Raw genomic sequence first — 11185 nt, 5'->3', positions numbered from 1 at the left:
CCAAGGGGGTCCGGGGGGGATTATCCCCCCCGGCCGCCGGAGGCATCTTCCCTCATGCTGACCTTGCGCAATGTCGATGTCCATTACGGCCGGGTGCATGCCGTGCGCCGGGTGTCGCTGCACGTCGCCCCGGGCGAGATCGTGGCCCTTATCGGCGCCAACGGCGCGGGCAAGACCACGCTGCTTTCGGCCATATCCGGCGTGCAGCGGGTTTCGGGCGGCGAGGTGGCCTTTGCCGGTAAGGGCATCGCCGGCGAGAAGCCCGAGCGCATCGTGCGCCTGGGATTGTCCCAGGTACCCGAGCGGCGGCTGGTGTTTGGCCCCTTGAGCGTGGCGGACAACCTGCTTTTGGGGGCGTATTCCTGCTATGACAAACGCCGGGCCGGGGCCGACATGGACGAGGTCTACGCCATGTTCCCGGTACTGGCCGAGCGCCGGGCCCAGCCGGCGGCGGCGCTGTCCGGCGGCGAGCAGCAGATGCTGGCCTTGGGGCGGGCGCTCATGGCCCGGCCGCGCTGCCTGCTTCTGGACGAGCCGGGCATGGGCCTGGCGCCGCAGGTTTGCAAGGAAATTTTTCGCCACGTTTCGGAACTGCGCCGCGACAAGGGGCTGACCGTGCTGCTTGTCGAGCAGAATGCCAAGAGCGCCCTGGCCATCGCCGACCGGGGCTACGTGCTGGAGACCGGCCGGGTGCTTCTGTCCGGCACGTCTGAGGAGCTTTTGGCCAACCGCGATGTGCGCCGCGCCTATCTGGGCCGGGAAAAGGACGTTTGAGCGTCAGGGAGGAGAGGCCGTGCGCGAATGTTTCGAGCCCCGTTACGAGGCCATGGACCGGGCCGAACTGGCCCAGGTGCAATTGGAGCGCCTCCAGGAGACCCTGGCCAGGGTCGCCCGCAACGTGCCGCTGTACCGCAAGCGCTTCGCCGAGCACGACATCGACCCCGAAACCTTCGCCGACGTGGCTGACCTGCGCCGGCTGCCCTTTACCACCAAGGCCGACCTGCGCGAGGCCTACCCGTATGGCCTGTTCGCCGTGCCGCTGCGGGACGTGGTGCGCCTGCACGCCTCGTCGGGCACCTCGGGCAAGCCCGTGGTCGCCGGCTACACCCGAAACGACGTGAAGACCTGGTCGCGCCTGGTGGCCCGGGTGCTGGTCGCGGCCGGGGCCGGGCGCGACGACGTGGTGCAGATTGCCCTGGGCTACGGCCTTTTTACCGGCGGCATCGGTTTCCACTACGGGGCCGAGACCGTGGGCGCGGCCGTCATCCCGGCCTCGAGCGGCGGCACGCGCCGCCAGGTGGCCATCATGCAGGACTACCGCACCACGGTGTTCGTGGCCACGCCGAGCTACGCCCTGCACCTGGCCGAGACCCTCGATGCCATGGACGTCAACGTCAATTCCCTGTCCCTGCGCTACGGCCTGTTCGGGGCCGAAATATGGTCCGAGGCCATGCGCGGCGCCATCGAGGACCGCCTCAAGCTCACGGCCACGGACAACTACGGCTTAAGCGAAATCATGGGCCCGGGCGTGGCCGGCGAGTGCCTGGAGCGGGCCGGCATGCACGTCAGCGAGGATCATTTCCTCATCGAGGTCGTGGACCCGGCCACGGGCGAGGTCTTGCCCGACGGCGAGGAAGGCGAGCTGGTCATCACCACGCTCACCAAGGAAGCCTTCCCCATGATCCGCTACCGCACCGGCGACATCACCCGCATCATCCCCGAGCCCTGCCCGTGCGGCCGCACCCTGCGCCGCATCGCCCGCATCGTCGGCCGCTGCGACGACATGCTGATCATTCGCGGCGTCAACGTCTTTCCCTCGCGCATCGAGGGGCTGTTGTTGGAAATCGAGGGCACCACGCCCAACTACCGCATCGTGCTCGACCGCAAGGGCGCCCTGGACGAGGCACTGGTCGAGGTCGAGCCCACCGAGGAACTGCTCTTCGACCGCGTCTCCGAGCATCAGGCCCTGCTGGATAAGCTGGAGCGCCGGTTCGCCTCGGAACTCGGCGTGGGGCTGACCGTGCGCCTGGTGGAGCCGGGCAGCCTGGCCCGCAGCCTGGAAGGCAAGACCATCCGCGTCCTCGACCGCCGCAAGCTGGCGGGGTAGGGGCGGGATGGGGCTTGGGCGGGGGAGAAAGCCTGCGGCGGCCGGGACGCTGTCCCGGACCCTGCCAGGGCGCTGCCCTGGACCCGCCAGGAGGGGATGATCCCCGCTTGGACCTCCCCGATGGGGGGAAGTTTTCCGGCTGGCGGTTGGGAGGAAGGTCCATGGACGAGGAATCGCGCTCCTGGGATATCTTCGCCTACGGGACGCTGCGCCGGGGCTATCACAACCACCACTACGTCGCCGGCTGCCCGTGCCTGGGCGCGGCCGAAACAGCGGACGCCTACGCCATGTACGTTTCCGGCGGCATTCCCTACCTCGTGGCCGACGAGCCGCGCTGCCGCATCGTGGGCGAGGTCTACCGCGTGGACGCGACGCGGCTGCCGGCCATAGACGCCCTGGAGGAACACCCCCGCCTCTATTGCCGCCGCGAGGTCCCGGTGATGCTGGCCGGCGGGGAGCGGCGCCTGGCCTGGGTCTATTTCGCCCGCCGGCCCTTGGGGGCCGTGCCCCACGGCGCGGATTTCGCGACCTTTGGGCCTAGTAGGTCTTGAAGATCCAGGCGTACAGGACGTAGATCCAGCCCAGGATGCCGTGGATGATGGCCCAGAAGATGGATTTGTTGAGGGCAAACGACACGGCCATGGCCAGGGCCGAGCCGAAACCCACGCCGTACTTGACCACGGTCTGGTTCATGTAGACAGGCATATCGCACTCCTTGCTTACGGGCGACACTATCCTCTTTCGCGTTGAAACGCACGCCTTTGCGCACCCTTCGCGCAATTGACATTTGGCCATGGCGCGCGCACATTCCCCGTATGCCCGCCCTGCCGCCAGCCGGAAACCGTTTCCTTGCGCGATTGCTGCTTGCCCTCGCCTTGGGGCTGGCGGCTTTTGGCGCTACCCCGCCAAGCGTCGACGCGACCGGGCCGGCCGTGGGACCCGATGTGGTCCAGGCCGTTTCGCGCCTGACCTACGGCCCCGCTCCCGGCGACCTGGCCGCCGTGGCGGCCATGGGGGTTGCGGCCTTCGTCGCCGAGCAGCTTGCCCCCGAGGCCATCGAGGAACCCACCGCCCTGGCCGAGGCCCTGGAGAAACTGCCCACCCAGTCCATGGACACGGTGCGGCTTTTCCGGGAATACGGCCCGCCGGCCGATGCCGCCGCCGTGGCCGCCGCCGGCGGCAGGCCCGGGGCCGACACCATGCGCCAGGTCTTCGACCGGGCCGAGCTGGTGGCCCTGGAGGCGGCCAAGGCGCGCCTTTGCCGGGCCATCCTGTCCAAACGCCAGCTCGCCGAACTGATGGTCGCCTTTTGGTGCGAGCACTTCAGCCTCGGCGCGCCCAAGGGCCTGGCCCAACTGTGGCAGGGCTCCTTCGAGCGCGAGGCCATCCGCCCCAATGCCCTGGGCAAGTTCGCCGACCTGTTGGCCGCCACGGCCCGCCATCCGGCCATGCTCATCGCCCGGGGCAACTGGAAAAACGTGGTGCACCGGGAAACGGCCGGCGGCAAGGGCGAAGCCATCGACCCGGCCTACGCCGCGGTGCTTATCCACCAGACCCTGGGGCCGGGCGGCCCCCAAAAGCCGGCCGATACGTTGGCCCTGGCCCGCATCCTGACCGGCTGGCGCGCCGGCGCGGCCCGGGGCGCGGCCGATACCGGCGGGTTTTATTTCGACGTGGACCTCCACGACCCCTCGGACAAGACGCTCCTCGGCCACCCGGTCAAGGGCACGGGCCTGGCCGAAGGCGCGGCCGCCCTGGATATCCTGGCCGCCCATCCGGCCACGGCCAGAAACATCGCCCGCAAGCTGGCCGTCTATTTCCTGGCCGACGAGCCGCCGGCCCCCCTGGTCGCCCGCCTGGCCGAGACCTTCGCCAAAACCGGCGGCGATATCCGCGAGACCTTGCGGACGCTTTTCGCCGGCCCCGAATTTTTCGATCCCAAGTACCTGGGCAACCGCTTCAAGTCGCCCCTGCGCCAGGTGGTTTCGGCCGTGCGGGCGGCCGGCGGCGGCGCTGCCGACGCCACGGCCCTGGCCGGCGTGCTCGACGGCCTTGGCCAGCCGTTCTACGCGGCCGGCGGCCCGGAAGGCTATCCCGTGGCCGCCGGGCCGTGGCTCAAACCCGACGCCCTGGTGCGCCGGGTGAGCTTCGCCGGCGACCTGGCCGCCGGGCGCATCCCTGGGCTCGGGCTTTCGGCCGGGAAAATCAGCCGTGACGCCCTGGCCGCTACCCTTGGCCCGACCGTCGGCGAAGACACGCTGCAAACGGCCGCCAAGGCCCCGGCCGCGGTCGGCGCCGCCGTCATCCTGGCCGCGCCCGAGGCCATGCGGTACTGAGCGGTAGGGGCGGGCGCGGAGATGGATGCTGGAGAGCCTCCGGCGGCCAGGAGGGGGTGACCCCCTCCTGGACCTCCCCGATGGGGGAGGCCGGGGAGAATTGGGTCGCCCCAAGGGGCCGGGAGTGGACGGGCGAGTGGGGCCTCCCTAAAAGGGCCGGGTGAGCGTGACGTAAGGCGAGCAGGCGAGGTGTGACGGTGCGGCGACGCGAGGCGATGCGTTTTTTGGCCGGGTTGGGCCTGGTCGGGCTGGCGGGGCCGGGGGGCGTCCTGGCGGCGCGCTCGCGCAAGGCCGGCGGCCGGGAGGAAAAGGCTGCGGCGAGGGCCGAAGGCAAACCCGTCTGGCGGGCCGGCAAGCAACTCGTGGTGGTTTTTTTGCAGGGCGGGCCGGACGGCCTGTCCATTGCCGCCCCGGTCGGCGACCCCCTCTACCGGGCCCTGCGCCCGACCATTGCCCTGTCCGCGGACTGCGGCGGCGCGGATCTCGGCCGGGGCTTTGTCCTGCATCCGGCCATGGCCGCCTTGGCCCCGTATTACGCCCGGAAGCGGCTGGCCGTGCTGCCGGCCTGCGGCCTGGCCGGCGCGGCGCAAAGCCACGCCCCGGCCCAGGCCGATTTCGCCCGGGGGGCCTCGGCCAAGGCCGGCGGCAAAACCGGCTGGCTGGGCCGTCTGGCCCTGGCCCTGGGCGGCGCCTCGAGTCAGATGCTCGTGGCCACCCCCTCGCAAGCCTACGACGGCGCGCCGCACTACAACATGATCGCCCCGCCCGGACACGGCCCGTCGCTTCCCGGGCTGCCCGTGGAGGACCAGGCCCTCTATGACGACGTGGCCCGTCTCTACGCCGGCAAGGAACCCCTGGCCAAGGCCTTCGCCAAGGGCCGCGAGGACCGCCAGGACGCCCTGGCCAAGGTGCTGGAGGAATCCCGCAAGGCTTCGTCCGGAGCCATCCCGTCGCCGGCATTTCCGGATTTCGCCGAGCGTTTCGGCCGGGAACTGGCCAAGCGCCGGGACGCCGCCCTGGCCTACCTCGCCGTGGGCGGCTTCGACACCCACTCCGGCCAGGGCGGGGCCAAGGGCTACCTGGCCGACCGCTTGCAGGAGACGGCCGTGGGGCTGACCCATCTGGCCGAGGGCCTGGGCAAGGCCCTGGACGACACGGTGATCCTGGCGGTGGGCGAATTCGGCCGCGGGGTCCGGGAAAACCGTTTCGGCGGCACGGACAACGGCCAGGGCGGCGTGCTGCTGCTGCTGGGCGGGCCGGTGGCCGGCGGCCAGGTGCTGGGCGAGTGGCCGGGGCTGGCCGCCCATCGGCTGGCCGGGGGGCGCGACGTGGCCGTGGCCACGGACTGGCGGGAGGCGGCCGGGCAGATCGCCGTGCGCCACCTGGGCCTGCCCGAAAAACGCCTGCCCGACATTTTCCCCGGCATCTCGCCGTCCGGCGGGCTGTCGGTCCTGGCCTAGGCTTTTTGAGCGGCTGACGGTTTTGCGTTCTTCCCCCGTATCGGGCGGTTTCGGGCGCGACATGCCCTACAAATGCTTCGAGGTGGTATGGCCGCGCGCGGTGTTATTTCGTCTTTCGCCGGGCTGTTCCTGGTCCTGGCGCTTTGTTGCGGCCCCGCCCAGGCCGTGGTGCGCAAAAACGTGCTCGTGCTCCACAATTTCAACCAGGACCATCCGGCCGTGGCCCTGTACGACCAGGGGCTCCGCGAAGCGTTCCAGGCCAGAAAGGAATACGACGTCCGCGTCAGTGCCGAGTACCTCAATCTTTCCAGCCTGGAACGGGAGCCTGGCTACGTCGCGGACACGGCCGCCTATCTGGCCATGAAGTATTCCCTGTGGAAGCCGGACGCCATCGCCCTCGATAACGCGGTCGTTCCCCTGTACGAAGCCTTCTTGTCCCGGGTGTTCGCGAATGTGCCCCTGGTCGTTCCCATGGAATTCGAACCACAGGCCGGATATCGGCCGCCCGGCAACATGACCGCCGTCACCTGGGGCGTGACCGAGGGGGATATCGACGAGAACATGGCCTTGATCCTGCGGCTGCTCCCCGGGACGAAGACCGTGTACCTGGTGGTGGGCGCCTCGGACCAGGAGCGGCGCATCGCCCGCACCGCCGCGCCCGTTGTGGCGAAATACGCCAAGCGCCTGGCCGTGGTCGTCACCGATGGGCTGACCGGCCCGGCCCTGCTGGAAACGGTCGCCCGGGCGCCCCGGGACGCGGCCGTGCTCTACGTGCGGTTCGCCCGGGACGCCGTGGGCGAGACCTTCATTCCGGCCGCGATATCGCGCGAGTTGTGCCGGCGCTCGCCGGTGCCCGTGTTCGGCCTGGCCGCTCATCTGCTGGGCGACGGCATGGTGGGTGGGTATGTCCGTGACATCAAGGCCTTCGGCCGGTTCATGGGGGGGATGCTCCTGGAGGCGCTGGATGGGCGTCTGGCCGGGGGCGGCGCGCCGGTGCGCACGAAGACCAGCGAGTATGCGTTCGACTGGCGGGTGCTCGAGCGCTTCGGCATCGATGCGGGCCGGCTGCCGCCCGGCAGCCGGGTGGAGTTCAAGCCGGACACCCTCTGGGAAACCCATCGGGGCCTGGTGCTCGGGGGCGTGGCCCTGGTCGTGGCGGAAACTTTTCTGATCCTGGGGCTGGTGGTCAACCGGGCGCGGCGTCGGCGGGCCGAGGCCGCCCTGGCGACACTCAACCGCAACCTCGACCGCCGGGTGCGCGAACGCACCCGCGAACTCCATGATTCCAACCTGGCCCTGCGGGCGGCCAAGGAGGAACTGGAGGCCGTCAACGGCAAGCTGGAGACCCTGTCGCGCACGGACAGCCTGACGGGCCTGCCCAACCGCCGGCAGGCCGAGGATTTCGCCGCCGCCTGTCACGCGGCCTTCGAACACGGCGGGACGGGCTATTGCCTGGCCATGCTGGACATCGACCACTTCAAGCGGGTCAACGACGTCCACGGCCACGAGGCCGGGGACCGGCTGCTGGCCAGCCTGGCCCGGACCATGACCGCCCTGGTGCGGGCCGGCGACAAGGTGGCCCGCTGGGGTGGGGAGGAATTTTTGCTGGTGTTACCGGCAACGGGCATGGCGGCGGGCCGGGAACGGCTCGAACGCCTGCGCGCGGCCATCGCCGCCGGGCGTCACGACTGTCGGGGGGCCGTTTTTTCGGTGACGGCCACCATCGGCCTGGCCACGGCGGCGCCCGGCGAGGCCCTCTCGGACGTGGTGCGCCGGGCCGACGCGGCGCTGTATCGCGGCAAGCGGGCCGGCCGCAACCGGGTGGAAACCGGCTAGAAGCGCGTCGCGGCCCACAACCAAACGCCCCGGACGGGGCCGGGGCGTTCGGGGCGGACGATGCCGGGAAGGGGCGGGGCGAAGCCGGTGCGCCGAAGTCCTTGAGGTTTGGGGTCCGTTTGGGAGGCCGGCGGGTTCGCGTCCGCCGTGTGTGCCAAGGCGCTCCGTCCGGTTGCGGCGTGGTTGGCGGTACGCCGCCACCGGCGCCTCGCCGCGCCCCGTCCCCGCATCGTCGCCTGCGTCCCGCCGCCCGGATGGGGCCGGGTGGCGTTCACACTGCGTTTTGCGCTTTTTTTCACATAACCAGGCCCTTGGCAAGGGCAGCCCCGGTTGCAACCCCTTCAAATCATACGGCCCGAAAAGGAAATTTCGGGCCGTGCTTTTTTTTCGCCGTCACGCCGGGGAGCGCCCCGGGCCGGCCTTAGGGCGGCGGGGCGATGGTCACCAGCACCCGCATGTCCGTGATGGCCTTGATGCCGTGGGGCGTGGCGATGGGGCACACCAGCACATCCCCGGGCTTGGCCGGCAGGCTGGCCTCGCCTTCGCCCAAGAATTCCCCTTCGCCGGCAAGGACCACGATGGTCAGCTCCCCGTCCGTGTCGTGGGAATGCACGGGCAGGCTCTGGCCGGCCTTGAAGTTGAAGTTGACCACCCGGAAGTTGGGCGAATCATGCACCCAGAGCATGCCGTAGCCCGTGTCCTTGAAAGGCCCTTCCTCGAATAAGTTTATTTTCTTCATATCCCTAACCTTCTGTTGCCGATCCATTTCCCCCTTCGAGGGGGTCCGGGGGGCATCATGCCCCCCGGCCGCCGGAGGCATCTTTATCCTTCTTCGCCTATTCCCCGCCCAGTCCAAGCGGCTGGTTGGTCACAGGTCCCATGGACACGATCTCGCCGCGCCGGCCGATTACGACCTTGGTTATGGGCACGCGCTTGCCCGAGGCGGCCACGGAAGCCGTGGCGATGCGGGCCATGCCGGCGCAGCAGGGCACTTCCATCTGCAAGACCGTGATCTCGGCGAGGTCGTTTTCCCGGGCAATGGCCGTGAGCTTCTCCACATAGCCCTGGACGTCGTCGAACTTGGGGCAGCCCAGAAGGGCCACCCGGCCGGGCAGGAAGGCCGAATGGAAGGCCGGGAAGGCCGCCGGCACGCAGTCCGAGGCCAGAAGCAGCCGTGCCCCCTTGAAAAAGGGCGCCGTGGGCGGCACCAGGCGCAGCTTGACCGGCCAGGTGGACAGGCCCGCGCCCGCCGCCGCCGGCTGGGCCGTGGGAATGTTGGCCTGCTGGCAGGGGGAGAGCGTCATGGCCTGGGCCGAGGGGCAGCCGCCGGGCTGGTGGTGGGGCTTGGGCGCCTGGCCAAGGGAGGCCAGGCGCGCTTCCACGGCCTTTTCGTCGAAGTCCGGGGCCTCGCGTTCGATGATGGCGAGTGCCCCGGTCGGGCAGTGGCCGATGCAGGCGCCCAGGCCGTCGCAGAAATGGTCGGCCACGACCTTGGCCTTGCCGTCCACGATTTCCAGGGCCCCCTCGGCGCAGCCGGTCACGCACTGGCCGCAGCCGTTGCACAGGGATTCGTCGATTTCGATGATCTTGCGTTTCATGGCGAAATTCCTTGGGCGGCCCGGGCGCGCCGGGCCGCCGTCGATGGGGAGGGCGTCGTTAGCCGAGGATGGCCTTCAGGTCTTCCTCGGGCGTGCTGATGGGTTTGATGTCGTAGTTGGCGACCAGGAAGTTGAGGACGTTGGGCGTGAGGAAGGCCGGCAGGCTGGGCCCCAGGCGCATGTTCTTGATGCCGAGGAAAAGCAGGGTCAGCAGGATGGCCACGGCCTTCTGCTCGTACCAGGACAGGATCATGGACAGCGGCAGCTCGTTGACGCCGCAGTCGAAGGCCTTGGCCAGGGCCACGGCCACCTGGATGGCCGAGTAGGCGTCGTTGCACTGGCCCATGTCCAAAAGGCGCGGGATGCCGCCGATGTCGCCGAGCTTTTTGTCGAAGAAGCGGAACTTGCCGCAGGCGAGCGTCAGCACGATGGTGTCGGCCGGGGCCTTTTCCACGAACTCGGTGTAGTAGTTGCGGCCGGGCTTGGCGCCGTCGCAGCCGGCCACCAGGAAGAAGTGGCGGATCTTGCCGGCCTTGACCGCCTCGATGACCGTGCCGGCCACGCCCAGGACGGCGTTCCTGGCAAATCCGGTCATGACCGTGCCCTTGTCCTCGTCGGCGGCGAAACCGGGCATGGCCAGGGCCTTGGCGATGACCGGGCCGAAGTCGCCGTTTTTGACGTGGGTGGCGCCCGGCCAGCCGACCAGGCCCGTGGTGAAGATGCTGCCCAGGTAGCTCTCGGCCGGCTTCTGGATGCAGTTGGTGGTCATGAGGATGGCGCCGGGGAAGGCGGCGAATTCCTTGTGCTGGTTCTGCCAGGCCGTGCCGTAGTGGCCGTAGAAATGCGGGTACTTCTTGAGTTCGGGGTAGCCGTGGGCCGGCAGCATCTCGCCGTGGGTGTAGATGGAAATACCCTTGCCGGCGGTCTGTTCCAGCAGGTCCTTCAAGTCCTTGAGGTCGTGGCCCGAAACCAGGATGGCCTTGCCGGCCTTGTGGCTAAGGGGCACCACGGTCGGGGTGGGGTGGCCGTAGGCGCCGGTGTTGGCCGCGTCGAGCAGTTCCATGGCCCGCAGGTTCACTTCGCCGCACTTCAGTGTCAGGGCAACCCAGGCGCCCAGGTCCTTGTCCGTGGAGAAGGTGGCGGCCAGGCCCTCGTAGAGGAACTCGTACACGGCCGGGTCTTCCTGGCCCAGGATGGCGGCATGGTCGGCGTAGGCGGCCACGCCCTTGAGGCCGAAAAGCAGGGTGTGCTTGAGGGAGCGGATGTCGTCGTCGGTTTCGGGGATGTCCTTGAGGCCGTGCTTGGCGCCCTGGGCGACCAGGCCGTCGAGGTCGGCGGCCGGGCGGAAGGCGGCCGGGCCTTCGGGCAGCTTGGCCGCGATGATGGCGGCCAGGGCTTCGCGCTTGGCCACGGTCTCCTCGATCCAGGGCTTGAAGTCGGCCGGGTCGAAATTGACGTTGGTCAGGGTGGTGAAAAGCGCCTTGGCGAAGAAGCGGCCCGTCTCCAGGGGCACGGCCTTGCCCTCGGCCTTGGCGGCCACGGCGGCCTGGCCAAGGCCCGTGAGGGCGTAAACCAGCAGGTCCTGCAGGTCGGAGACCTCGGGTTTCTTGCCGCACACGCCCAGTTTGTCGCAACCGGTACCCTTGGCCGTCTGTTCGCACTGGTAACAAAACATATTTCGTCCTCCGTTAGGGGTTTCGATCGGTTTGTCCGTTTCCGTGGTTTCGGGTCTACGCGGGCCGGGGAAGAAGCGGTTTGACCTAAGTCAAAAAGCCGTTTTTTTCGGGCCGCGAAACGGCGTCCTCCCCGTGGGCGGATACCCCGGCGCGCCCGGGCCTTGCGTATGAA

General features: G+C 69.4%; 10 protein-coding genes. 6 read left to right on the top strand and 4 right to left on the bottom strand.

What is annotated here, in order from left to right:
* Nucleotides 1–54 precede the first annotated feature (54 nt).
* The 3 genes from ACP59X_RS20035 (at nt 55) to ACP59X_RS20025 (ending at nt 2658) form a co-directional block, all read left to right on the top strand.
* Nucleotides 55–774: an ABC transporter ATP-binding protein gene (locus ACP59X_RS20035; RefSeq protein WP_428561909.1), complete on the top strand. Its 720-nt coding sequence runs from the start codon at nt 55–57 to the stop codon at nt 772–774.
* A 19-nt stretch (nt 775–793) separates the two neighbouring features.
* Nucleotides 794–2107: a phenylacetate--CoA ligase family protein gene (locus tag ACP59X_RS20030; RefSeq protein ID WP_428561907.1), complete on the top strand. Its 1314-nt coding sequence runs from the start codon at nt 794–796 to the stop codon at nt 2105–2107.
* A 161-nt stretch (nt 2108–2268) separates the two neighbouring features.
* Nucleotides 2269–2658 (top strand): gamma-glutamylcyclotransferase family protein, encoded by a 390-nt coding sequence (locus tag ACP59X_RS20025; RefSeq protein ID WP_428561905.1) that lies wholly within the window; start codon nt 2269–2271, stop codon nt 2656–2658.
* Here ACP59X_RS20025 and ACP59X_RS20020 read toward each other — a convergent pair.
* Complete coding sequence (locus tag ACP59X_RS20020; RefSeq protein ID WP_428561903.1) at nt 2645–2812, bottom strand: hypothetical protein; 168 nt, start codon at nt 2810–2812, stop codon at nt 2645–2647. The genes ACP59X_RS20025 and ACP59X_RS20020 overlap by 14 nt on opposite strands.
* Nucleotides 2813–3039: 227 nt before the next feature.
* On the opposite strand from ACP59X_RS20020, the gene ACP59X_RS20015 reads away from it, so the two are divergent.
* The 3 genes from ACP59X_RS20015 to ACP59X_RS20005 all read left to right on the top strand — a co-directional run bounded on the left by ACP59X_RS20015 (nt 3040) and on the right by ACP59X_RS20005 (nt 7739).
* Nucleotides 3040–4443 carry a DUF1800 domain-containing protein gene (locus ACP59X_RS20015; RefSeq protein ID WP_428561901.1) on the top strand — a complete coding sequence of 468 codons (1404 nt, stop codon included), beginning with the start codon at nt 3040–3042 and terminating at the stop codon, nt 4441–4443.
* Nucleotides 4444–4640: 197 nt separating this feature from the next.
* Nucleotides 4641–5903: a DUF1501 domain-containing protein gene (locus ACP59X_RS20010; RefSeq protein ID WP_428561899.1), complete on the top strand. Its 1263-nt coding sequence runs from the start codon at nt 4641–4643 to the stop codon at nt 5901–5903.
* Between the two features lie 87 nt (nt 5904–5990).
* Nucleotides 5991–7739: a diguanylate cyclase gene (locus ACP59X_RS20005; protein ID WP_428561897.1), complete on the top strand. Its 1749-nt coding sequence runs from the start codon at nt 5991–5993 to the stop codon at nt 7737–7739.
* Nucleotides 7740–8160: 421 nt separating this feature from the next.
* Here the strand turns inward: ACP59X_RS20005 and ACP59X_RS20000 are convergent, their stop codons facing one another.
* The 3 genes from ACP59X_RS20000 to hcp all read right to left on the bottom strand — a co-directional run bounded on the left by ACP59X_RS20000 (nt 8161) and on the right by hcp (nt 11012).
* A complete protein-coding gene (locus ACP59X_RS20000) occupies nt 8161–8478 on the bottom strand; it encodes a cupin domain-containing protein (protein ID WP_428561895.1) in 318 nt (105 codons plus the stop codon).
* A gap of 97 nt (nt 8479–8575) precedes the next feature.
* The gene (locus ACP59X_RS19995) at nt 8576–9337 is read right to left on the bottom strand and encodes an ATP-binding protein (RefSeq protein WP_428561893.1); all 762 of its coding nucleotides are present in this window, start codon (nt 9335–9337) and stop codon (nt 8576–8578) included.
* 58 nt (nt 9338–9395) lie between these two features.
* Nucleotides 9396–11012, bottom strand: coding sequence for a hydroxylamine reductase (hcp, locus tag ACP59X_RS19990; protein ID WP_428561891.1), 1617 nt, complete (start codon nt 11010–11012; stop codon nt 9396–9398).
* Between the last annotated feature and the right edge of the window lie 173 nt (nt 11013–11185).

The sequence above is a fragment of the Solidesulfovibrio sp. DCME genome, assembly GCF_049995385.1.
Lineage (GTDB): Bacteria > Desulfobacterota > Desulfovibrionia > Desulfovibrionales > Desulfovibrionaceae > Solidesulfovibrio.
The sequence above is the reverse complement of the archived record's forward strand: the minus strand, read 5'-3'. Positions and strand labels throughout refer to the sequence as shown.

Excerpts from the sequence above, each read along its gene's own strand:
- ACP59X_RS19995 (WP_428561893.1), bottom strand. The coding sequence starts at position 9,337 with ATGAAACGCAAGATCATCGAAATCGACGAATCCCTGTGCAACGGCTGC.
- ACP59X_RS20035 (WP_428561909.1), top strand. The coding sequence starts at position 55 with ATGCTGACCTTGCGCAATGTCGATGTCCATTACGGCCGGGTGCATGCC.
- ACP59X_RS20005 (WP_428561897.1), top strand. The coding sequence starts at position 5,991 with ATGGCCGCGCGCGGTGTTATTTCGTCTTTCGCCGGGCTGTTCCTGGTC.
- ACP59X_RS20000 (WP_428561895.1), bottom strand. The coding sequence starts at position 8,478 with ATGAAGAAAATAAACTTATTCGAGGAAGGGCCTTTCAAGGACACGGGC.
- ACP59X_RS20025 (WP_428561905.1), top strand. The coding sequence starts at position 2,269 with ATGGACGAGGAATCGCGCTCCTGGGATATCTTCGCCTACGGGACGCTG.
- ACP59X_RS20020 (WP_428561903.1), bottom strand. The coding sequence starts at position 2,812 with ATGCCTGTCTACATGAACCAGACCGTGGTCAAGTACGGCGTGGGTTTC.
- hcp (WP_428561891.1), bottom strand. The coding sequence starts at position 11,012 with ATGTTTTGTTACCAGTGCGAACAGACGGCCAAGGGTACCGGTTGCGAC.